This is a genomic window from Mesorhizobium sp. AD1-1, assembly GCF_020164655.1.
Lineage (GTDB): Bacteria > Pseudomonadota > Alphaproteobacteria > Rhizobiales > Rhizobiaceae > Mesorhizobium > Mesorhizobium ciceri.
Genome location: NZ_JAIUGP010000003.1, coordinates 100,903 through 122,662, shown reverse-complemented (window position 1 = coordinate 122,662; position 21,760 = coordinate 100,903). Strand labels below are relative to the sequence as shown.

The following is a 21,760-nucleotide window of genomic DNA, read 5'->3' as shown; positions in this document are numbered from 1 at the left end:
ACAAACGGAACAGAAGCATGCGGCTGAAGATTACCCACCGAACTGAGTACCGTTACGATACGCCGGTGCACTATCTGTTGCAGCGGCTGCGGCTGCTTCCGGTCAGCGGGTCGACGCAGACCGTTCTGTCCTGGGCTCTGGCGATCGAAGGCGCGCGCGAAGAGGTCCGCTTTGTCGACCATTTCGGCAACGACACAAGGCTGTTGAGCGTCGAGGGCGAGCGCGACTTCATCACGGTGGAGGCGTCGGGCGAAGTGGTGACGCGCGACACCGCGGGCGTCTCGGGGCCACACCAGGGCTTCACGCCGCTCTGGCTGTACAGCCATGAGACACCATTGACGGTGATCGGCAGCGGTATCCGCGAACTCGCCGCATCGGTTGGCAAGGGCAGCGACATCGAACGGCTGCACCGGCTGATGGCTGTCATCGGAGAGCGCGTCGCCTACACGCCCGGCACGACCAATGCGACGACGCCGGCGGAGGAAGCCTTGGCGCTCAAGACCGGGGTCTGCCAGGATCATACCCATATCTTTGCCGCCGCCGCCCGTGCCATGGGCTTTCCGGCCCGCTATGTCAGCGGCTATCTGATGCTGGATGCGACGGTCGAGCAGGCGGCCAGCCATGCCTGGGCCGAAGCGCATGTTTCGGGTCTCGGCTGGGTTGCCTTCGATGCCGCCAATGGCATTTCACCCGACGAGCGTTATGTAAAGGTGGCGACGGGCCGCGATTACCGCGACGCCACGCCGGTGTCGGGAATTCGGCTGGGACAGGCGGAAGAACAGCTTGCGGTCACCGTCACGGTGGAGCAGTAATCCTCCGCAAGATTGCTGCCGAGCGATTCATCGTTTCAAGGAAACGCCGAACCGCTCTATCCCCTTGTTTTAACGCAATTCCGGACGGAAAACCGCTTCACACTTTTCCTGGAATTGCTCTAGAAGAGATTCCATGACCTATTGCGTTGGCCTGAAGATCGATCGCGGGCTCGTGTTCATGTCCGACACGCGCACCAATGCAGGCATGGATTCCATCTCCACCTTTCGCAAGATGCATGTCTGGGAAGAGCCGGGCGAACGCGTCATCGTTTTGATGTCGGCGGGCAATCTGGCGACGACGCAGGCCGTGGTCAGCCTGCTTGACGAGCGCACCAAGGCAGTCTCCGAAAGACATTCCACACTGCTCGAAACGCCGTCGATGTACCAAACGGTCCGCATTGTTGGCGACACGGTCAAGGAAGTTATCGCCAATTCGTCACCCGCTGGCGAGAAGGCGGATTCCTATTTCAATGCGTCCTTCATCCTCGGCGGTCAGATCAAGGGCAGCGAGCCGCGCCTGTTCATGATCTATCCCGAAGGCAATTTCATCGAATCGACCGATGACACGCCGTTCTTCCAGATAGGCGAGACCAAATACGGCAAGCCGATCATCATCCGCGCCTATGAAAAGACGATGAGCCTCGCCGAGACGGTGAAGCTGCTTTTGGTGTCGTTCGATTCGACGTTGAAGTCGAACCTGTCTGTCGGCTTGCCGCTCGACCTGCTCTTCCTGGAGAAGGACGCTTTCAAGGTCGGATTGAAGAAGCGGATCGGCCAGGACGACCAGTATTACCGCACGATCTCCGATGGCTGGTCGAATGCGCTGAAGACGGCTTTTGCCAGCTTGCCGGATTTCCCTGGCTGAGGCGTGCGGCATCTCTTGCTGGTTGCATATATTTCACGCGTTAATTAATAAGAGACCAACCGCGACGGATGGTAGCGATGGATCATGTCGGGAGGACAGGATGAACAATGATGATTTCCGGCAATGGTCGCGGCGCGCCGCCGACTGGGGCGCTGACTATCGCAACAATCTGCGCGACCGCCCCGTGCGGCCACTGGTAGAACCCGGCGCCGTTTCCAGAAACATCGAGGTTTCGCCGCCCGAAGACGCCGAACCGATGGACCGGATCTTCGCCGATTTCGAAGAGAAGATCCTGCCGGGAATGACGCATTGGCAGCATCCGCGCTTCTTCGCCTATTTCCCGGCCAATGCGGCGCCGGTTTCGGTGGTGGCGGAATATCTGGTTTCGGCGATGGCCGCGCAATGCATGCTGTGGCAGACGTCGCCGGCGGCGACCGAACTCGAAACGCGCACCGTCGACTGGATGCGCCAGGCGCTCGGTCTGCCGGAAGGCTTCTCGGGCGTAATCCAGGATTCAGCCTCATCGGCGACGTTGGCCGCGGTGCTGACCATGCGCGAACGGGCACTCGACTGGCAAGGCAACAAACAGGGCCTGGCAGGGCAGGCGCGGCTGCGCATCTACTCCTCCGACCAGGTGCACACGTCGATCGACCGGGCGATCTGGGTGTCCGGTATCGGCGAGGACAATCTCGTGCGCATTCCCGTCAGCGGCCGCTTTCGCGCCATGGACACGGCCGCGCTCGAGGCGGCAATCGTCGCCGACCGGGAAGCCGGCATGCTGCCGGCGGGCATCATCGCTTGCGTCGGCGGCACCAGCACTGGCGGCACCGACGACATTGCTGCGGTTGCCGAGGTGGCACGGCGGCATGGGCTTTATCTCCATGTCGATGCCGCCTGGGCGGGATCGGCGATGATCTGTCCGGAATATCGGCATTTCTGGACAGGCGTCGAAGGCGCCGATTCGATCGTTTTCAATCCGCACAAATGGCTGGGCGCTCAGTTCGACTGCTCGATCCAGTTCCTGCGCGACCCTGAAAGCCATGTCAGGACGCTGGCCATCAAGCCGGATTATCTGAAGACGCACGGTCATGACGGCATCATCAACTATTCCGAATGGTCGGTACCGCTCGGCAGGCGATTTCGCGCGTTGAAATTATGGTTCCTGCTGCGCGCCCATGGCCTGGAACGCCTGCGCACGATGATCCGCAACCATGTCGCGTGGAGCGAAGGGCTGGCGGCGCGGCTGGCAAGGGAGCCGGATTTCCAGATCGTCAGCGAACCGATGCTGTCGTTGTTCTCGTTCCGGCACAAGACCGCAACCGACGGGGACGAGCACAATCTGCGCCTTGTCAATGCGATCAACGACGATGGCCGCATCTACCTGACGCAGACGAAGGTTGATGGACTGATCGCAATCCGGTTCCAGGTCGGACAGTTCGAGGCGACCGCCGCCGATGTCGAAACGGCTTTTGTGGTGATTACTGAAATCGCACGTGGCCTGGGTCGCTGATTTCGTTAGCCGGCTTCTGCCTTTTCATCGGTTTCGTTTTCGACTATAGACAAGAAAAACGAAAACGGGAGGTTGCCCATGTATCTGTCGCCGCGCCATGCCGAGATTATCCAGATGGCCAAGGATCACGGCCGCGTGCTGGTCGATGATCTGGCCAACCACTTCAATGTGACGCCGCAGACCATACGCAAGGACCTCAACGATTTGTGCGACCAGCGGCTGCTCTCGCGCATCCATGGCGGCGCGCTGTACCCCTCCGGCATCGAGAACATGGAGTATGAGGCGAGACGCAAGATTGCCGCCGACGAGAAGGAGGCGATCGGCCGTGCGGCAGCCAGGCTGATCCCCGACAACGCCTCGCTGTTCATCAACATCGGCACCACGACCGAGTCAGTCAGCAAGGCGTTGCTCGATCACAACGGTCTCATGGTCATCACCAATAACATCAATGTTGCCAATAGGATGCGGATATATCCGTCGATCGAAGTGGTGATCGCCGGTGGTGTCGTGCGCGGTTCCGATGGCGGTGTGGTCGGCGAGGCGGCGGTCGATTTCATCAGGCAGTTCAAGGTCGATTACGCGGTGATCGGCGCATCCGCCATCGACCATGACGGGGCCTTGCTCGACTTCGATTTTCGCGAGGTCAAGGTGGCGCAGGCGATCATCGCCAATGCAAGGCATGTCATCCTGGTTTCCGACCAGACCAAATTCGAGCGAACCGCACCGGTGCGCATCGGCCATCTGTCGCAGGTCAACACCTTCATCACTGACCGCTGCGACATCCCCTCGGTGCGCAAGATCTGCCAGGAGGCCGAGGTTCAGCTGATCGAGACGTCGCTCGCCTAGGCGGTTTTCAGCTGATATCACGCGCCCGTGATATTTCGTTTGACATTCGTTATCATTTCGAAATAATTCCGACACGGTTTCGTAAAAGCCCAAAAATGGTGCAATGCGAAATCGCTGGAGGAATTTGTGGACGCATCTCCGATCCGTGACATTTTCGTCATAGGCGGCGGCATCAATGGCTGCGGTATCGCCCGCGACGCCGTCGGGCGTGGCTTTTCCGTCTTTCTCGCCGAGATGAACGACCTCGCCAGCGGGACCTCCTCGGGCTCGACCAAATTGATCCATGGCGGCCTGCGCTACCTCGAATTCTACGAATTCCGCTTGGTGCGCGAAGCGCTGATGGAGCGCGAGGTTCTGTGGAAGAACGCGCCGCACATCATCTGGCCGATGCGCTTCGTGCTGCCCTATGCCAAGGGCCTGCGCCCGGCCTGGCTGATCAGGCTCGGTCTCTTCCTCTACGACCACATTGGCGGGCGCAAATTGCTGCCGGCGACCCGGACGCTGGACATGGCCAGGGATCCGGCCGGCAAGCCTTTGAAGCCGCTATTCAAGAAGGCCTTCGAATACTCGGATGGCTGGGTCAATGACGCGCGGCTGGTGGCGCTGAATGCACGTGATGCGGCCGACCGCGGCGCGACAGTCCGCACCCGCACGAAAGTGACCGGCGCGCGCCGCGAAAACAGTCTGTGGACGGTCCAGGTCGAGGATCTGCAGACCGGCGAGACCGAGGAGATCAAGGCGCGCCTGCTGGTCAATGCCGCTGGACCCTGGGTCGATCATGTGCTTTCCGGCGTCGTCGGCCTCAACGATGTGCACAATGTCCGCCTCGTGCAGGGCAGCCACATCGTCATCGCCAGGAAATTCGACGATCCGCGCGCCTATTTCTTCCAGAACAGGGATGGTCGCATCATCTTCGCCATTCCCTATGAGGAAGAGTTCACCCTGATCGGCACCACGGACCAGGATTATCCCGGTGATCCGCATGACGTGAGGATCAGCGACACCGAGATCGACTATCTCTGCGCCGCAGCAAGCGAATATTTCGCTGAAGCCGTCAAGCGCTCGGACATCGTCTGGACCTATTCCGCCGTCCGTCCGCTCTATGATGACGGAGCCTCCAAGGCGCAGGAAGCGACGCGCGACTATGTGCTCAAGGCCGATGGCGGCGAGGGTGCCGCCCCGATCGTCAACGCCTTCGGCGGCAAGATCACCACCTATCGCCGGCTGTCGGAATCGATGCTGGAAAAGATCGAGGGTTTTCTGGGTAAACGCGGCAAGCCGTGGACGGCAAACGCGCCGTTGCCGGGCGGCGATTTCCCGGCCACCGGTTTCGATGCCGAAGTGGCGAAACTGAAGACTGCCTATCCGTTCCTCGACGCGCGCCTGGCTCGCCGGCTGACCCGGCTCTATGGCACCCGCGCAAGGATGCTGCTGGGGCTGGCCAAATCGAACGTCGATCTCGGCCGCAACTTCGGCGCCGATCTCTACGAGGCCGAGGTGCGCTATCTCGTTCAAAACGAATGGGCCGTCACATCGGAAGATGTATTGTGGCGCCGTACCAAGCGCGGTCTGCATCTCAGCCGCGAGCAGGTGGCGGCTCTCGATGAATTCATGCACGGCATAAGCCGGCGCCATGTCGCGGCTGCCGAATGAAGAGGGGTTTGAGCTGATGCGGAAGGCCTGGGAGGAGGCGTCATGCTGGAACTGAGAAACGTCACCAAGACGGTCGGCGCTGTCGCGCATATAAGCGATGTGTCGCTGACGCTCCAGCACGGCTCGCTCAATGTCCTGCTCGGACCGACGCTTTCGGGCAAGACCAGCCTGATGCGGCTGATGGCCGGCCTCGACGTGCCGACCTCCGGTTCGATCTGGTTCGACGGCCAGAATGTCACCGGCGTGCCGGTGCAGAAGCGCAAGATCGCCATGGTCTACCAGCAGTTCATCAACTATCCGGCGATGACCGTCTATGAGAACATCGCCTCGCCGCTCAGGGTGGCGGGAACCGATCAGGCGAAGATCGACAAGGAAGTGCGCCATGCCGCAGCACTTCTCAAGCTGACGCCCTATCTCGACCGCACGCCGCTGAGCCTGTCCGGTGGCCAGCAGCAGCGCACCGCACTGGCGCGCGCCATCGTCAAGAACGCCAGCCTGGTGCTGCTCGACGAACCGCTCGCCAATCTCGACTACAAATTGCGCGAGGAACTGCGCGCCGAATTGCCCAGGATCTTCGCCGCCGCCGGCACCATCTTCGTCTACGCCACGACCGAGCCGCACGAAGCGCTGCTGCTCGGCGGCAACACGGCGACGCTTTCCGAAGGGCGCATCACCCAGTTCGGACCGACCATCGACGTGTTCCGCAAACCGGTCGATCTGGTGACGGCCAAGACTTTCGCCGACCCGCCGCTCAACACCATCGTGCTGGCCAAGAAAGGTGGGGATTTCCTGCTCGAAGGTGGGGTCAAACTGCCGGTGCCCGCCGATCTCGCCGGCATTGCCGATGCCATGTACACGGTCGGTTTTCAGCCGCATCACCTGTCGCTCGATCGGCCCAATGCCGCCGCTGTGCCGGTGCGCGCCAAGGTGACGATCACCGAGATCACCGGCTCGGAAAGCTTCATCCATCTCGATTTCGCGGACGCGCGCTGGGTGATGCTGAGCCACGGCATCCGCGACTTCGAACCCGACGCCGAGATCGAGGTGTTCATCGATCCGCGCCACATCATGGTCTTCGACGAGCACGGCCGTGCCGTGGCCGCGCCGAAGCTGGCGGCTTGAGGGGAAAGATATGGCACGCATAGACGTCAACCATGTCAGGCATTCCTATCTGCCGAACCCTCGGAAGGATGCCGATTTCGCGCTCAGGGAAGTGCACCACACCTTCGAGGACGGCGGCGCCTATGCGCTGCTCGGGCCATCGGGCTGCGGCAAGACCACGCTGCTCAACATCATTTCGGGATTGCTGCACCCGTCGCACGGTCAGTTGCTGTTCAACGGCAAGGACGTGACCAATTTGTCGACGCAGGAGCGCAATATCGCGCAGGTGTTCCAGTTCCCGGTCATCTACGACACCATGACCGTCTACGACAATCTGGCCTTCCCGCTGCGCAATCGCGGCGTGCCGGAAGCCGATGTCGACCGCAAGGTGCGCGAGACGCTGGAGATGATCGACCTGGCGTCCTGGGCGAAGAAGAAGGCGAGGGGCCTGACCGCCGACCAGAAGCAGAAGATCTCGCTCGGCCGCGGGCTGGTGCGCTCCGACGTCAACGCCATCCTGTTCGACGAGCCGCTGACCGTCATCGACCCGCATATGAAATGGGTGCTGCGCTCGCAGCTGAAGCAGCTGCACCGCCGCTTCGGCTACACCATGGTCTATGTGACCCACGACCAGACCGAGGCGCTGACCTTCGCCGACCAGGTCGTGGTCATGTATGACGGCGGCATCGTCCAGATCGGCACGCCGGCCGAACTGTTCGAACGGCCACGCCATACCTTTGTCGGTTATTTCATCGGCTCGCCCGGCATGAACGTCATGCCGGTGGCCATCGACGGCAAGACGGCGACGCTCGGCTCGCAGCGCATCGAACTGCCGGGCGCGCCAAAAGCGGGCAGCGGCGCCATCGAACTCGGCATCCGTCCCGAATATGTCCGGCTTGGCCGCGACGGCATGGCCGTGCAGGTGAGCAAGGTCGAGGATCTCGGCCGCCACAAGGTGGTCCGCGCCAAGCTCGAAGGCCGCGAGATTGCGGCCGTCATCGGCGAGGACGAGACCGTGCCGGCCGATCCGAAGGTGCGGTTCGAGCCGGCCGGCATCAACATCTATGCCGATTCCTGGCGCGTCGAGATGGGGGCATAGATGGAAAAGACCTGGAACAACAAGGCCTGGTTCCTGGTGCTGCCGGTGCTGGTGCTGGTGGCGTTCTCGGCGGTCATCCCGCTGATGACCGTCGTCAACTATTCGGTGCAGGACACGTTCGGCAACAACGTCTTCTTCTGGGCCGGCACCGAGTGGTTCGAGGAACTGCTGTCTTCCAGCCGCTTCTGGGAAGCGATGGTCCGCAACCTGATCTTCTCCTTCATCATCCTGGCGATCGAAGTGCCGCTCGGCATCTTCATCGCGCTCAACATGCCGAAAAAGGGCTGGGGCGTGCCGGTCTGCCTGGTGCTCATGGCGCTGCCGCTGCTGATTCCGTGGAACGTCGTCGGCACCATCTGGCAGGTCTTCGGCCGCAACGACATCGGCCTGCTCGGCTACTACGTCAACGCGCTCGGCATCGACTACAACTATGTGCAGGACCCGTTCGATGCCTGGGTCACCGTCATCATCATGGATGTCTGGCACTGGACCAGCCTCGTCGTGCTGCTCTGCTATGCCGGCCTGGTCTCCATTCCGGATGCCTTCTATCAGGCGGCCAAGATCGATGGCGCCTCGCGCTGGGCGGTGTTCCGCTACATCCAGCTGCCGAAGATGAACAGGGTGCTGCTGATCGCCGTGCTGCTTCGCTTCATGGACTCATTCATGATCTATACCGAACCCTTCGTGGTGACGGGCGGCGGTCCCGGCAACTCGACGACATTCCTGTCGATCGACCTCGTCAAGACCGCGCTCGGCCAGTTCGACCTCGGTCCGGCCGCAGCCATGTCGCTGGTCTACTTCCTCATCGTCCTTCTGCTGTCATGGGTCTTCTACACCGTGATGACCAACTACGACGCGGAGCGCTGAGATGACCGGCGCCAACGAAAGAGCCGATAGAGTGAGCGAGACCACAGCAGCGGGCAAACTGGCGAGCACACTCTCGCAGGATCAGGTCGCCCGGCTGATGCGCAAACGCGGCGAGGAATCGCGCTGGTGGTGGATCGTGCCGACGATCTACATCGTCGTGCTTTTGCTGCCGATCTACTGGCTCATCAACATGAGCTTCAAGACCAATGCCGAGATCGTCTCCTCGCTGACGCTCTATCCGCACCAGCCGACGCTCGCCAACTACGTCACCATCTTCACCGACGCCTCCTGGTACTCGGGCTACATCAACTCGATCACCTATGTGGTGATGAATATGGTGATTTCGGTGGCTGCCGCGCTGCCGGCAGCCTACGCCTTCTCGCGCTACCGCTTCCTCGGCGACAAGCACCTGTTCTTTTGGCTGCTGACCAACCGCATGGCGCCGCCGGCGGTGTTCGCGCTGCCGTTCTTCCAGCTCTATTCGGCCTTCGGCCTGATCGACACGCACATTGCGGTGGCGCTGGCGCACTGCCTGTTCAACGTGCCGCTGGCGGTGTGGATCCTCGAAGGCTTCATGTCGGGTGTGCCGAAGGAAATCGACGAAACCGCCTATATCGACGGCTATTCGTTCCCGCGCTTCTTCGTCAGAATCTTCATGCCCCTGATCGCCAGCGGCATCGGCGTGGCCTGCTTCTTCTGCTTCATGTTCTCGTGGGTGGAACTGCTTATCGCCCGTACGCTGACCACCACCGACGCCAAGCCGATCGCCGCCACCATGACCCGCACGGTTTCGGCCGCTGGCATGGACTGGGGCCTGCTCGCCGCCGCCGGCGTGCTGACGTTGATCCCCGGCGCGCTCGTCATCTGGTTTGTGCGCAATTATATCGCCAAGGGCTTCGCCCTGGGGAGGGTTTGACGATGAATTTCGACCTCACCTGGATGGCGTGGACGTGGCCGACGGCGGCCTTTTTCGGGACCATCCTTCTGCTGCTGTGCGGCATGGCGGCTTGGGAATACGCTTCGCCGGGCGGCAATCCGCGCGTCGGCGTGCTGCGCTTCGAGACAACGCGCGGCGACCGTCTTTTCCTGTCGCTGCTTGGCAGCGCCTTTATCCATCTCGCTTGGTTGGGTCTTGTCGGATCCAACCTGTGGTGGGCTCTCGCTCTCTCCGTGGTCTACGCCATTGGCGTGTTCCGCTACGTATAGAGGGGGAAACTGTTGGAGCGACCGCGTGCCGGCGGCCGCTCCAGATCGCACTTGAACCTTAAAACTGTGGAGGAAACACATGCGAAGGCAATTTTTAACATCAACGACGGCCCTTGTCCTGTTGCTGGGCGTGGGCAATGCCTATGCCGGGATGGACGAGGCAAAGGCTTTCCTGGACAAGGAAATCGGCCCGCTCTCGACGCTCGACCGCGCTGGCCAGGAAGCCGAAATGCAGTGGTTCATCGATGCCGCGAAGCCTTTCGCCGGCATGGACATCAAGGTCGTTTCGGAAACCATCGCCACGCACCAGTATGAATCGCAGGTGCTGGCGCCGGCCTTTACCGCCATCACCGGCATCAAGATCACGCATGACGTCATCCAGGAAGGCGACGTCGTCGAGAAGATCCAGACCCAGATGCAGACGGGCCAGAACCTTTATGACGGCTGGGTCAACGATTCCGACCTGATCGGCACCCACTGGCGCTACCAGCAGGTGCGCAACCTGACCGACTGGATGGCGGGCGAGGGCAAGGATGTCACCAACCCGAACCTCGACCTGAAGGATTTTATCGGCACCTCGTTCACGACCGCTCCGGACAAGAAGCTCTACCAGCTTCCCGACCAGCAGTTCGCGAACCTCTACTGGTTCCGTTACGACTGGTTCAACGACGAGAAGAACAAGGCGGACTTCAAGGCCAAGTACGGCTACGACCTTGGCGTTCCCGTCAACTGGTCTGCCTATGAGGACATCGCCGAGTTCTTCACCGGCCGCGAGATCGACGGCAAGAAGGTCTATGGCCACATGGACTACGGCAAGAAGGACCCGTCGCTCGGCTGGCGGTTCACCGACGCCTGGCTGTCGATGGCCGGCAATGGCGACAAGGGCCTGCCGAACGGTCTGCCTGTCGATGAGTGGGGCATCAAGGTCGACGAGAATTCGCGTCCGGTCGGCTCCTGCACGGCGCGCGGGGGCGACACCAATGGCCCGGCCGCCGTCTACTCGATCCAGAAATACCTCGACTGGCTGAAGGCCTACGCTCCGGCGGAAGCCCAGGGCATGACCTTCTCCGAATCCGGCCCGGTTCCGGCGCAGGGCGCGGTTGCCCAGCAGATCTTCTGGTACACCGCCTTCACCGCTTCGATGGTCGATGCCGGCGCCAAGGCGGTGCTGAACGACGACGGTACGCCCAAGTGGCGCATGGCGCCGTCGCCGCATGGCGTCTACTGGAAGGACGGCATGAAGCTCGGCTATCAGGACGTCGGCTCCTGGACGCTGATGAAGTCGACCCCGACCGACCGCGCCAAGGCCGCCTGGCTCTACGCGCAGTTCGTCACCTCGAAGACAGTCGACGTGAAGAAGAGCCATGTCGGCTTGACCTTCATCCGCGAGAGCACGATCCACGACAAGAGCTTCACCGAGCGGGCTCCGAAGCTCGGCGGCCTGATCGAGTTCTACCGTTCGCCGGCCCGCGTTCAGTGGTCGCCGACCGGCACCAACGTGCCTGACTATCCGAAGCTGGCACAGCTCTGGTGGCAGGCGATCGGCGATGCGTCGTCGGGCGCCAAGACCGCGCAGGAAGCGATGGACTCGCTCTGCGGCGAACAGGAAAAGGTCATGAGCCGCATCGAGAAGTCGGGCGTCCAGGGCGATATCGGCCCGAAGATGGCCGAAGAGCATGACCTCGCCTACTGGAACGCCGACGCGGTCAAGAAGGGCAATCTCGCTCCTCAGCTGAAGATCGAGAACGAGAAGGAAAAGCCGATCACCATCAACTACGACGAACTGGTGAAGAGCTGGCAGAAGTAGCCTTGGTGTCGGCGCTCGCGCCAGCATCATGAGAATAGGGGGAGGCGGCATCTTGCCGTCTCCCCTGTTTGTGTAAAAGACTAAAGCGCGTCGCGTTGAGACGGATTCATGCAACGCGCTTTAGGTCTTTGTTTTTGTGCATGTCGTTCTCCCAAAACCGAGGTCACCTTTGGGCGACATGCATTAAGCGGGGAAGCAGAATGACCGGATACATCCTTGCCATCGACCAGGGCACGACTTCGACCCGGGCGATCCTGTTCGACGGCGATATGAAGGTCGCCGGCAGCGGGCAGAGGGAATTCATCCAGCACTATCCGGCCTCCGGCTGGGTCGAGCACGATCCCGAAGATATCTGGGCGAGCGTGGTGACGACCGTGAAGGCGGCGCTGAAGAAGGCCGGCCGGAGTGCATCCGAAGTGGCCGCGCTCGGCATCACCAATCAGCGCGAAACCGTCGTCATCTGGGACAAGGCGACCGGCAAGCCTATCCACAATGCCATTGTCTGGCAGGACCGGCGCACCACGCCGCTGTGCCAGAAACTGAAGAAGCAGGGACTGGAGAAAAAGTTCACCAAAAAAACCGGCCTGCTGCTTGATCCGTATTTTTCCGGTACCAAGATCGCCTGGATGCTGGACAAGGTAAAAGGGGCGCGGCGTCGTGCCGAGAAGGGCGAGTTGCTCGCCGGCACCATCGACAGCTTTCTGATCTGGCGGCTGACCGGCGGCAAGGTCCACGCCACGGACGCAACCAACGCCGCGCGCACGCTGGTTTACAACATCGCTGAGAATGCCTGGGACGACGAACTGCTGTCGATACTGAACATCCCGGCAAAAATGCTACCCGAGGTAAAAGACTGCGCCGATGACTATGGAATCACGGAGAAAAATCTCTTCGGCGCCGAGATAAGAATCCTTGGCGTTGCCGGCGACCAGCACGCGGCGACCATCGGCCAGGCCTGTTTCGAGCCGGGCATGATGAAATCCACCTACGGCACGGGCTGCTTTGCGCTGCTCAACACCGGCAGCGACCTTGTGCGTTCGAAGAACCGGCTCTTGACCACTATTGCCTACAGGCTGAACGGCAAGACCACTTATGCGCTGGAGGGCTCGATCTTCATTGCCGGCGCCGCGGTCCAATGGCTGCGCGACGGCATCAAGGTGATCGGCAAGGCCGAGCAAAGCGGCAAGCTGGCTGCCGAGGCTGATCCAACGCAAAACGTCTACCTGGTGCCGGCCTTCGTCGGGCTCGGCGCGCCGCATTGGGACGCCGAGGCACGCGGCGCCATTTTCGGGCTGACGCGCAATTCCGGGCCGGCGGAATTCGCCCGCGCCGCACTCGAATCCGTCGCCTACCAGACGCGCGACCTGCTCGACGCCATGCGTAAGGACTGGAAGGGAGCTTCGGCCAAGACCGTGCTGCGGGTCGACGGCGGCATGGTTGCGTCGGACTGGACCATGCAGAGGCTGGCCGACATCCTCGACGCGCCGGTCGACCGTCCGACCATCCTGGAGACGACGGCGCTGGGTGCCGCGTGGCTCGCCGGGTCGAAGGCAGGCGTGTGGCCGGATGCCAAGAAATTCGCGAAGAGCTGGGCGCTCGAGCGGAGGTTCCAGCCGGCCATGGATGGCTCCGCGCGCGCAGCCAAACTTGCTGGTTGGCGCGATGCCGTGCGCCGGACGCTGAGCGTGTAGTGAGCAGCCATCAGGGTGAGGGGAGAATGAAGCCAGACTGGTATCCTGCTTGGCGCGACGGCCGTTGAGCAACTGCATGCCAAGAATGACCGCTTGCATAGAGATTTTCGCCTCGGCAGTTGGTCACGCTATGACTATGACCTCACGGCCGGAAAGCTTCTGTTCTCGGATGAAGGAGGCGTCAAGATCGTCACTGAGATCCAGATTGCAGGCTCCACGAGCGCCAAGGCCAGCAATTGGCTGTGGGCTTGGGCAAATTCGAATTTGCCCAGCGAGCTTCTCAGCGACGCCAAGCTGGTTCGCTCCTTCGGCGAGAAGAACAGCATAGATGAGTTGGCCCAGGCCTATGTGCCCAACGCCGGCAATGACCTGGAAGCGCTGGGTTGGGAATTGACGGGAACAATGGTTCGAATTTGCCATGCTCTCGGTGCGTATCGCTCACCGCGTGGTGAGGGTGGAGCGCTCTATTTGATTTTCAAAAGTATCAGCTCGGCGAACTGACCAGCACTCTCGCGCCTGGGCACGTCGAAAAATGGCCCGCGCTGTTGCCGGCGCAGGCCATTTTTACTCGGTACTCACACTTCGGATCAGTAAGGCGAACGGCACTCCCTGCGAGGGCCGTAATTCGGCTGGAACGTGTTGTCCGAAGCACGGTAGCTGCGATAGTGGTCGTAGCACCACTGGACGTGGGCGTTGCCCCCGTAGACGCGGTTGTTTTCATTGTTGATGATTGCCCCGGTAATCAGCGCGCCGGTAGCGAAGGCCGCAAGCGGGAACCAATAATCGCCGTGACGACGGTAGCCGGGGCGATATTCACGATAGCCCCGATGGCCGTTCCAATACGCGCCGCGATTGCGGGAAAAACTGCGGTCACGCGAAAAACTGCGGTCACGCGAAAAATTGCGATTGTAGCGGTCCTTGCGCCACTCCCGGTACTGGACTGTCTGTACATCCGGCACCGCGACCTGGGACTGCGGCACATAGTTCGGTTGGGCATTAACCGACACCGCCTCCGCCGCAACGAATGTGGCGGAGAGAGCGGTCGCCAGCAGGCTCGTTGTGATTCTGTTCATTGGTCTTCTCCTCGATGGTTTGGCGGACGTCCCTGTGCCCGAAAAACGAGCGGCGCATACAATTGTTCCCCAGACTGGATGCCACCGTCAGGCATAAATGGCAGCGTTCCTTGGCCGTTCTCCCCCGACAGCGCGTGGGACAAGTGCCGCGACAGGGCGAAGCCGCCCGTGTTGCGAGACCTCTTTTTCCGGTTGACCGGTCGAGGCACTCTCCCTATGTTCCGCGCAATTTCGAGGGCCGCCTTTCGCCCGCGGGAGCGCGTAGCTCAGCCGGTAGAGCAACTGACTTTTAATCAGTAGGTCATGGGTTCGAATCCCATCGCGCTCACCATTGTTTTAGCGTTAAATATCAGCCACTTAGGATCTTTAAGTCTTTGAAAAAAGCAGCGACTGTGCGAGTTTTCACGGCCTGCACGCCCTTCTCAAGGATCTCGCCACGGGCAACGCATGACAAGATCGTCCCACTTGGATCGTTGATTCTACAAGTCTTTGATTTTGTTGAACGGCGGCGGCGACTCCCACCGCGATCCGACAGTCACTGCTGCCATTGATCGACCTTACCAACCGGGACGAAGCCGTCAGCGCTTCCAGAAATCGCGGTGCGGTGCGAGCATCTCGTCGGCGATGTCGGGGAAGGGGCCAAAGACCTCGATCTTTTTCTGGCCGGAGCCGAGGACGGTGCGCGAAGAGAGGCTCATCGTCGGATTCTCCGCGTGATCCCCGGTGAGCGCCAGGAGCTCGGTCTCCTCGACCCCGTAAACCAGCCGCCCGATATTGGCCCAATACATCGTGCCGGCGCACATCGCGCACGGCTCGAAGGTTGAGACCAGCGTGCATTGCCACAGGAACTCCGGCTCGTAGGCAGCCGCGGCGCGCCGGGCGAGCTCCGTCTCGGCATGGCGCACCGTGTCGAGATTGCCCTGCCGCATCAGCACGCGGTCATCCGGCCCGACCAGAACGCAACCAAAGGGATGATGCCCATGTGCCGCCGCCTCGCGCGCGACCGCGTCGGCGGATCGAAGGTGGGCGAGCATCTGATCGCGTGTCATGGCAAAACCCCGGGACGCTGACATCCACCCGATGAGCGGCTCTTTGATCCGAGATTGCTGCCAAGCGATGCGAGTGGCAAGAGCGAACCGTGGCTTGAGACCTTTGCGCGGGGATATCAGACCTTTGCGCTAGAATCGCCGACCGGTCTTGGCGTCGAACAGATGAGCACAGGCGCGGTCGATCTCGATGCGCATCTGCGCGCCTTGCTTTAGCGCAAGCCGCTCCCGGAACAGGCAGGAGATTTCCTCGCCGGCGCAGTCGACCCTGGCGAAGATTTCCGAACCCGTGGCTTCCAGAAGCACGATCGTGCCGGCAATACCCTGGGAAATCGTTGCTCGGATATGTTCGGGACGGATGCCGTAGATGAGTTCACCCACGGGAATTTTTGCCAGGTTGATGCCCTCCGGCAGCGGTAGGGTCAGCCCACTGGCGCTGCGGAAAACGCCTTCCTCGACGCGGCCGGCAATGAAGTTCATGGCCGGCGAGCCAATGAAGCCGGCAACGAACAGATTGGCCGGACGGTCATAGAGGTCGAGCGGCGCACCGATCTGCTCGACAAGGCCGTCATGCAGCACGACGATCTTGTCGGCCATGGTCATGGCCTCGATCTGATCATGCGTGACGTAAATGGTGGTGGTGCCCAGCCGCTGGTGCAACGCCTTGATCTCGCCGCGCATCTGGACGCGCAATTTGGCGTCGAGATTGCTGAGCGGCTCGTCGAACAGGAAGACTTGCGGGTCGCGCACGATGGCGCGGCCCATGGCGACGCGCTGGCGCTGGCCGCCGGAGAGCTGGCGCGGATAGCGGTCGAGCAGCTTGTCGAGGCCCAGGATGCTGGCGGCCCTGCCGACGCGGCTTGCGGTGTCGGCCGGATCGGCTTTCTTGATCTTGAGGGCAAAGCCCATATTGTCCGCCACCGTCATGTGCGGATAGAGCGCGTAGTTCTGGAACACCATGGCGATGTTGCGGTCGCGCGCCCGCAGATTGTTGACGGTGCGATCGCCAATGGCGATCCTGCCACCCGAGATCGTTTCAAGTCCGGCAATCATGCGCAGCAGCGTCGACTTCCCGCAGCCCGACGGGCCGACCAGGATGACGAACTCGCCGTCAGCGATATCGACGCTGACATCGTGGATAATCCTGGCCGTTCCGAAAGCCTTTTGCACGTTGTTGATTGTGACCGATGCCATTGGGTTTTCCTCGAAAAAGAGTGCGATGCCGTAGCGTGCCTTCAGCCGCCCTTGACGGCGCCCGCGGTCAGTCCGGCGACGATCTGCCTTTGTGCGAACATGGTCAGGACCAGTACCGGCAGTGTCACCACCAGGGCCGCGGCGGCGAGCGGCCCCCAGCTCACTTGCTCGTAGGAGAGCATGTTGTAGACGGCGACCGGCAGCGTGCGCGTCTCACGGCTGGCGAGCACCACGCCGAAGACGAAATTGTTCCATGAGAAGATGACGGACAGGATAAAAGCGACCACTATGCCCGGCTTGGCGATGGGCAAGGCGACCAGCCGGAACACCTGCCAGGAACTGGCGCCGTCGATGTTGGCGGCCTCTTCCAGTTCCATCGGGGTGGTCTCGAAATAGCCGATCATCACCCAGACGACGATCGGCACGGTCACCACCAGATGGATGATGATCTGCGGCCACAGCGTGCCGAGAATGCCGACCCATTGGAACAGCAGGAACAGCGGGATGAGATAGGAAAGCCCCGGCGTCATGCGGGCGATCATGATGACCACCGCCGATCGCTCGGCCTTGAGCCGCGCGATGCCATAGCCGGCCGGCACGCCGATCAGCAGCGCCAAAAGCGTCGCCGTGCCGGTCACCAGAACCGAATTCCAGAGATAGAGCAGGAAATTGTTCTCCTCGAACACTTTTGCATAGTTCGACCAGGCGAGATGTTCGGGGATCAGGATCGGCGGATAGGCGCCGTTGTCGATCTCGAATTTCAGCGACAGCGAGATCATCCAGAGGAAGAACAGGATTGCCGGCGAGACGAAGACCAGGGCCGCGAAGAACAGCCCGATCCGGTTGAGCAGTCGTGAACTCATCTATTTGCCCTCCACGCCGATCCACTGCGAGCGCTGGCGCAACATCAGGAGGATGAAGGACAGGGCGACGATGACGATGAAGAACACCACGGCCATGGCCGAGCCATAGCCGATGTCGTAGTAGGAGAAGGCGGTGTTGTAGAGATAGATGTTGATGGTCTCCGAGGCCGTGCCCGGCCCGCCCTGGGTCATCGCATAGATGATGTCGAAACTCTTCAGTGCGTCGATGGTGCGGATGATCACCGCGATCATCAGGAACGGCGCGATCATCGGCAAGGTGAGATAGCGGAATTGCTGCCAGGCATTGGCGCCGTCGATCTCGGCGCTTTCGAACGGCTCGCGCGGCACGGACGCCAGGCCGCCGAGCACGATCAGCATCACCAGCGGCGTCCACTGCCAGGTCTCGACCGCAACCAGCGACGGGATGACCGTGTTGGCGTTGAAGATCCATTCCTGCGCCGGAATGCCGACCAGCGACAGAAGATAGTTGAGGACGCCGAGCTGGGGGTGGAACATCATCGTCCAGACCAGCGCCACGGCGACGGGCGTTGCCATCATAGGCATCACGAAGACGCCGCGCAGCAGGCCACGCAGCGGAAACCTGGCGTCGAAGATCAGGGCGGCGATGGTGCCGAGCAACATCGGCGCGGCAACCGAAAGGAAGGTGTAGCTCAACGTATGGAGAAGCGATTCCCAGAAGCGTTGGTCGTACGCCAGCCGCAGATAATTCTCCATCCCGGCAAAGCTTCGCGACTGGCCGAGCGTCCAGCGGTTGACGCTCATCCACAGCGTGAAGGCCCAGGGAAAGACGATCACGGCGCCGACGACGACGAGCGCCGGAACGACGAAAGGCCAGTAGTTGGGAGCCAGCCGGATCGTCTGGCTCCCTTCGATGGCTTGCGTCGTTACCCCGGTGCGTTCTGGGGTGGTGGCGGACATCAGCCTTGCTCGCTCCTGTCGAGGACCGGCTGGAATTGGTCGGTAGCCTTCTTCAACTCCTCGGCGGGATCAGCGCCGGCGATCAAATTGGTCAGCGCCACGCCGTAGATGTCGCGGAACTCTGTGACCGGGATGATGACCGGCAGCGACAGCCGGCTCACATTGCCGGAGCCGACCACCGCATCGAGCCAGCTTGCCGGCATGGTGACGCCTTCGCGCACCTTTGGATCTTCGAGCACCGATTTGCGGAACGGTACGCCGGCGCCTGCCTGCAGCAGGCGCGCGCCCATGACCGGCGACACTGCCCACTGGCAGAACAGATAGGCGGCCTCCTTCTTCTCGCTGGTGGCCGTCACGCCGATACCGTCGCCGAAGGTGCCAGCCGCGTGCGCCTTGGGACCCTTGGGCATGACGCCATAGCCGACCTTGCCGACCACCCGCGATTTTTCCGGATTTTCCATCGGCGGGGCAAAGCCGACGCCATCGAACCACATGCCGATCTTGCCTTGCAGGAAGGCGGACTGCGCTTCGGCCCAGTTGAAGCCAGTGACGCCTGGAGGCGCGGATTTGGTCATCAGCCGCTGGTAGAGCCCGGCGGCCTCGATCGCCTCGGGCGACGTCGTGCGCAGCTTGCCCTGAGCGTCGAGTGGCGTCATGTCGTAGCCGAGCATGAGCGATGTCCACACCGGCGTGTTGGCGTTCTTGATGCCGCGGGCGACGAAACCATAAGTATTGGTCGACGGGTCGGTCAGCGCCTCGGCCGCGGCCACCAGCTGCTCGAAGGTTTCGGGATATTTGAGGCCCTTGGCCTCGAACAACTCCTTGTTCCAGTAAACGATCCAGTAGTCGACCGAGAAGGGCAGCGAGCGCAGCACGCCCTGACCGTCCTTGGCGAACAGCATGCCGGCGTCGGCGAAATCGTTTTCGACCAGACCCGGATCGGTAAGGGTGGGGTCGGCGAGATAGCCTGATATGTCGGCAAGCCAGCCGCCTTTTTCGAACTGCCGCTTCTGCACATGGTAGCTCAGATGCACGACGTCGAAGCTCGGCTTGCCGGAGCTCAATTCGATCACCGTCTTCTGGCGCTGCTGCTGCTCAGGCGTTGCCTCGGCATTGACCTTGATCCCGGTCAACTCCTCGAACTCGACGAGATATTTTATCAGGGTGTCGCTGCGCGGGCTTTTCACCAGATTGACGTCAAGCGTCGTGCCGGCAAAGCGCTTCCAGTCGACGGCCGCGGCAAAGCCTGGGCGAACACCCACAAGGCCGGCGGCGGCAACTGCAGCGGTTCCCTGGAGGAGTTGCCTCCTGGTTGGGTTGAACAGATTGGACGACATTTCTTCCTCCCGGTTGCTGTCGTTGTCGAATGCGTCGCGACCGCGACGCGGCTCATGCTTCCTCAGATTTGCAGCGCCAGCCGGCGCGCCTTGTCGATGTGCAGGCTGATCGCCTCGACCGCCTTCTGCGGGTCGCGGCTTTCCATGGCTTCGATGACCGCAAGGTGCTCACGCATGACCGGCACGACGCGCCCGTCGATGCGGAAGCGCTCCTGATGGATCAGCCGGATCTTCACCGAGTTGACCAGATAGGCCTTGGCGATGATCTCGTTGCCCAGCGCATCGATGAAAGTGTCGTGCATCGCCCAGTCAATGCTCTGCGCCCTGGCTTCCATTTCCGGCGTCGGCGCCTGCGAAAGGGCTTGAGCCAGCATCTCCTCGTGTTCGCGCCGCAGGCGGGCAAGTTCGTCATCGGAAGCGCTGCCGGTGAACAGCGCCACCGCTTCGCGCTCCATGAACAGGCGGAACTGAAAAGCCTCGCGGATCAGGCTGATGTCGATATGGGCGATCTGCATGCCGCGCTGCGGGATCGTCGTCAGAAGCCCTTCGGCCTCGAGACGCGGCACGATTTCGCGAATGGCGCCGAGCGGCAGACCGGTGAAGGCGACCAGTTCGCGCTGCGATACGAACTGGCCCGGCAGCAGGTCGCGGGCCAGCAAATGCCGCGTGAAGCTGGCATAGGCTTTTTCCCTAAGCGTGGTCGGTTCGCTGCCGTCTTCCATTTCAGCGCATATTCCTTCGCCGGTCAGGCTGATTCCCTGGCAAACAGCCCATCATAGGCGTCAGCCAGCTGTTGTCGCCCCTGCGAACCGATCGGCTCCAGCGGCGGACGGACCGCCAGCCAGCGGTCGTCGCTGGTCTTGCGCGCCACCATGACCTTCACCGCCGGCGTTACCGGGTGTTTGAGCAATTCGAGCACGAAACGCTCGACGCGTGTGTCGTCGCGCCCGTCCTCGGCCATGGCGCGGATTTCGCTGGTAACGAAATTGGCCATGCCGGAGATTGCGCCTTGAGCGCCAATTCGCACGGCTCGTGCCAGATGCCGCTCGTCACCGATCAAGATCACCAGATCGCCATGGGCGCCGAGCAGCGCCTCGCTATAGTCCCAGTCCCCGCCGGAATCCTTGACCCCCGCAATGACATCCGGAAAAGCCGTACGCAATCGGCCGATCAGGTCAAGCGAGAGCTGCACCATGGTGACCGACGGAATGTTGTAGAGCAGAACGCCACGGGCGAGGGGACCGAGCACGGCAAAGACAGTGGAAAACCAGCCGAAAAGACCATCGTCGCCGACATTCTTGAAGTAGCTCGGCGGCGCCAGCAGAATGTTGCGGGCGCCGCGCTGCAAGGCATGCCGGGCCTGCTCAACGGCGTCTTCGGCCGCATCGACCAGCACGCCGGCAACAAGCTGATGCGGCAGGATGCCGGCAGCCAGCATGGCTTCGGTCACCGACCGCCGCTCCCCGGTGCCAACCGATGCGCCTTCGCCGGTGGTGCCAAAAAGCGTAACACTGGTGCACCCCTCCGCCAGGCAACGCTTGGCCTGGGCGACCATGAGGGCGGTGGCGATCTGCCCGGAGGCATCGAAAGGCGTGGCGAGGGCGGCCGAAAGGCCAAAACGTGATGTCACCGGAAGTCTCCGAAAAGAAGTTCGAGGCAGTGATATCTCACTAACATGTCAGTTGTAAATCTGGTTGGTGCGAATTTTGTGGTGAGGCGCTTACATGCTGGCCTGTGACGCGATCGGCCTGTCGAGCTAGGAAGCGCGGTAGAGCTCCTGGTTTCTTACTCACGTCTACTTCACCAGAATTGCCGAATTTCGGAGCGGAGGTTCTGTGCCTGAGAGGCTGG

At 61.7% G+C, this 21,760-nt stretch carries 21 protein-coding genes and 1 tRNA gene; 14 read left to right on the top strand and 8 right to left on the bottom strand.

What is annotated here, in order from left to right; genetic code table 11:
- Window positions 1–17: 17 nt before the first annotated feature.
- From LB519_RS07255 to LB519_RS07195, 13 genes are all read left to right on the top strand, one after another.
- Window positions 18–812 carry a transglutaminase domain-containing protein gene (locus LB519_RS07255; protein ID WP_063172085.1) on the top strand — a complete coding sequence of 265 codons (795 nt, stop codon included), beginning with the start codon at window positions 18–20 and terminating at the stop codon, window positions 810–812.
- A gap of 133 nt (window positions 813–945) precedes the next feature.
- Complete coding sequence (locus LB519_RS07250; protein ID WP_027161528.1) at window positions 946–1,677, top strand: peptidase; 732 nt, start codon at window positions 946–948, stop codon at window positions 1,675–1,677.
- A gap of 100 nt (window positions 1,678–1,777) precedes the next feature.
- Window positions 1,778–3,187, top strand: a complete 1,410-nt coding sequence (locus LB519_RS07245; RefSeq protein ID WP_224619274.1) for a pyridoxal phosphate-dependent decarboxylase family protein — start codon at window positions 1,778–1,780, stop codon at window positions 3,185–3,187.
- A gap of 78 nt (window positions 3,188–3,265) precedes the next feature.
- Window positions 3,266–4,033: a DeoR/GlpR family DNA-binding transcription regulator gene (locus tag LB519_RS07240; RefSeq protein WP_013531814.1), complete on the top strand. Its 768-nt coding sequence runs from the start codon at window positions 3,266–3,268 to the stop codon at window positions 4,031–4,033.
- Window positions 4,034–4,159: 126 nt separating this feature from the next.
- Window positions 4,160–5,686, top strand: coding sequence for a glycerol-3-phosphate dehydrogenase (glpD, locus tag LB519_RS07235; RefSeq protein WP_224619272.1), 1,527 nt, complete (start codon window positions 4,160–4,162; stop codon window positions 5,684–5,686).
- Between the two features lie 42 nt (window positions 5,687–5,728).
- The gene (locus LB519_RS07230) at window positions 5,729–6,808 is read left to right on the top strand and encodes an ABC transporter ATP-binding protein (RefSeq protein ID WP_024503497.1); all 1,080 of its coding nucleotides are present in this window, start codon (window positions 5,729–5,731) and stop codon (window positions 6,806–6,808) included.
- 10 nt (window positions 6,809–6,818) lie between these two features.
- Window positions 6,819–7,886, top strand: a complete 1,068-nt coding sequence (locus LB519_RS07225) for an ABC transporter ATP-binding protein (protein WP_013531811.1) — start codon at window positions 6,819–6,821, stop codon at window positions 7,884–7,886.
- A complete protein-coding gene (locus LB519_RS07220; protein ID WP_013531810.1) occupies window positions 7,887–8,753 on the top strand; it encodes a carbohydrate ABC transporter permease in 867 nt (288 codons plus the stop codon). It abuts the gene before it with no gap.
- Between the two features lies 1 nt (window position 8,754).
- A complete protein-coding gene (locus LB519_RS07215) occupies window positions 8,755–9,669 on the top strand; it encodes a carbohydrate ABC transporter permease (protein WP_013531809.1) in 915 nt (304 codons plus the stop codon).
- 2 nt (window positions 9,670–9,671) lie between these two features.
- Entirely contained in the window at window positions 9,672–9,959 is a 288-nt protein-coding gene (locus LB519_RS07210; protein ID WP_013531808.1) for a DUF2160 domain-containing protein, read from the top strand.
- A gap of 79 nt (window positions 9,960–10,038) precedes the next feature.
- Window positions 10,039–11,766: an ABC transporter substrate-binding protein gene (locus tag LB519_RS07205; protein WP_013531807.1), complete on the top strand. Its 1,728-nt coding sequence runs from the start codon at window positions 10,039–10,041 to the stop codon at window positions 11,764–11,766.
- 200 nt (window positions 11,767–11,966) lie between these two features.
- Window positions 11,967–13,457 (top strand): glycerol kinase GlpK, encoded by a 1,491-nt coding sequence (gene glpK / locus LB519_RS07200; protein WP_224619270.1) that lies wholly within the window; start codon window positions 11,967–11,969, stop codon window positions 13,455–13,457.
- A 93-nt stretch (window positions 13,458–13,550) separates the two neighbouring features.
- The gene (locus LB519_RS07195) at window positions 13,551–13,958 is read left to right on the top strand and encodes a DUF6882 domain-containing protein (protein ID WP_224619268.1); all 408 of its coding nucleotides are present in this window, start codon (window positions 13,551–13,553) and stop codon (window positions 13,956–13,958) included.
- 86 nt (window positions 13,959–14,044) lie between these two features.
- Here the strand turns inward: LB519_RS07195 and LB519_RS07190 are convergent, their stop codons facing one another.
- On the bottom strand, window positions 14,045–14,530 hold the full coding sequence (locus LB519_RS07190) for a BA14K family protein (protein ID WP_224619265.1): 486 nt from the start codon (window positions 14,528–14,530) through the stop codon (window positions 14,045–14,047).
- A gap of 255 nt (window positions 14,531–14,785) precedes the next feature.
- Here LB519_RS07190 and LB519_RS07185 point away from each other — a divergent pair.
- A tRNA-Lys gene (locus LB519_RS07185) sits at window positions 14,786–14,861 on the top strand.
- 247 nt (window positions 14,862–15,108) lie between these two features.
- Here the strand turns inward: LB519_RS07185 and LB519_RS07180 are convergent.
- The 7 genes from LB519_RS07180 to LB519_RS07150 form a co-directional block, all read right to left on the bottom strand.
- Window positions 15,109–15,579 (bottom strand): nucleoside deaminase, encoded by a 471-nt coding sequence (locus tag LB519_RS07180; protein ID WP_063173672.1) that lies wholly within the window; start codon window positions 15,577–15,579, stop codon window positions 15,109–15,111.
- Between the two features lie 129 nt (window positions 15,580–15,708).
- The gene (locus LB519_RS07175; protein WP_013531803.1) at window positions 15,709–16,770 is read right to left on the bottom strand and encodes an ABC transporter ATP-binding protein; all 1,062 of its coding nucleotides are present in this window, start codon (window positions 16,768–16,770) and stop codon (window positions 15,709–15,711) included.
- Between the two features lie 41 nt (window positions 16,771–16,811).
- Window positions 16,812–17,633, bottom strand: coding sequence for a carbohydrate ABC transporter permease (locus tag LB519_RS07170; RefSeq protein ID WP_013531802.1), 822 nt, complete (start codon window positions 17,631–17,633; stop codon window positions 16,812–16,814).
- Entirely contained in the window at window positions 17,634–18,572 is a 939-nt protein-coding gene (locus LB519_RS07165; protein WP_013531801.1) for a carbohydrate ABC transporter permease, read from the bottom strand.
- Entirely contained in the window at window positions 18,572–19,909 is a 1,338-nt protein-coding gene (locus LB519_RS07160; protein WP_224619263.1) for an ABC transporter substrate-binding protein, read from the bottom strand. Before LB519_RS07160 ends, LB519_RS07165 begins: the two co-directional genes overlap by 1 nt.
- Window positions 19,910–19,971: 62 nt before the next feature.
- Entirely contained in the window at window positions 19,972–20,631 is a 660-nt protein-coding gene (locus LB519_RS07155; RefSeq protein WP_224619261.1) for a GntR family transcriptional regulator, read from the bottom strand.
- Between the two features lie 23 nt (window positions 20,632–20,654).
- On the bottom strand, window positions 20,655–21,539 hold the full coding sequence (locus LB519_RS07150) for a dihydrodipicolinate synthase family protein (protein WP_224619259.1): 885 nt from the start codon (window positions 21,537–21,539) through the stop codon (window positions 20,655–20,657).
- Between the last annotated feature and the right edge of the window lie 221 nt (window positions 21,540–21,760).

Bases quoted from the DNA above. Each gene is read 5' to 3' on its own strand.
- LB519_RS07255 (WP_063172085.1), top strand. From the start codon at position 18: ATGCGGCTGAAGATTACCCACCGAACTGAGTACCGTTACGATACGCCG.
- LB519_RS07250 (WP_027161528.1), top strand. From the start codon at position 946: ATGACCTATTGCGTTGGCCTGAAGATCGATCGCGGGCTCGTGTTCATG.
- LB519_RS07245 (WP_224619274.1), top strand. From the start codon at position 1,778: ATGAACAATGATGATTTCCGGCAATGGTCGCGGCGCGCCGCCGACTGG.
- LB519_RS07240 (WP_013531814.1), top strand. From the start codon at position 3,266: ATGTATCTGTCGCCGCGCCATGCCGAGATTATCCAGATGGCCAAGGAT.
- LB519_RS07230 (WP_024503497.1), top strand. From the start codon at position 5,729: ATGCTGGAACTGAGAAACGTCACCAAGACGGTCGGCGCTGTCGCGCAT.
- LB519_RS07225 (WP_013531811.1), top strand. From the start codon at position 6,819: ATGGCACGCATAGACGTCAACCATGTCAGGCATTCCTATCTGCCGAAC.
- LB519_RS07220 (WP_013531810.1), top strand. From the start codon at position 7,887: ATGGAAAAGACCTGGAACAACAAGGCCTGGTTCCTGGTGCTGCCGGTG.
- LB519_RS07215 (WP_013531809.1), top strand. From the start codon at position 8,755: ATGACCGGCGCCAACGAAAGAGCCGATAGAGTGAGCGAGACCACAGCA.
- LB519_RS07210 (WP_013531808.1), top strand. From the start codon at position 9,672: ATGAATTTCGACCTCACCTGGATGGCGTGGACGTGGCCGACGGCGGCC.
- LB519_RS07205 (WP_013531807.1), top strand. From the start codon at position 10,039: ATGCGAAGGCAATTTTTAACATCAACGACGGCCCTTGTCCTGTTGCTG.
- glpK (WP_224619270.1), top strand. From the start codon at position 11,967: ATGACCGGATACATCCTTGCCATCGACCAGGGCACGACTTCGACCCGG.
- LB519_RS07190 (WP_224619265.1), bottom strand. From the start codon at position 14,530: ATGAACAGAATCACAACGAGCCTGCTGGCGACCGCTCTCTCCGCCACA.
- LB519_RS07180 (WP_063173672.1), bottom strand. From the start codon at position 15,579: ATGACACGCGATCAGATGCTCGCCCACCTTCGATCCGCCGACGCGGTC.
- LB519_RS07175 (WP_013531803.1), bottom strand. From the start codon at position 16,770: ATGGCATCGGTCACAATCAACAACGTGCAAAAGGCTTTCGGAACGGCC.
- LB519_RS07170 (WP_013531802.1), bottom strand. From the start codon at position 17,633: ATGAGTTCACGACTGCTCAACCGGATCGGGCTGTTCTTCGCGGCCCTG.
- LB519_RS07165 (WP_013531801.1), bottom strand. From the start codon at position 18,572: ATGTCCGCCACCACCCCAGAACGCACCGGGGTAACGACGCAAGCCATC.
- LB519_RS07160 (WP_224619263.1), bottom strand. From the start codon at position 19,909: ATGTCGTCCAATCTGTTCAACCCAACCAGGAGGCAACTCCTCCAGGGA.
- LB519_RS07155 (WP_224619261.1), bottom strand. From the start codon at position 20,631: ATGGAAGACGGCAGCGAACCGACCACGCTTAGGGAAAAAGCCTATGCC.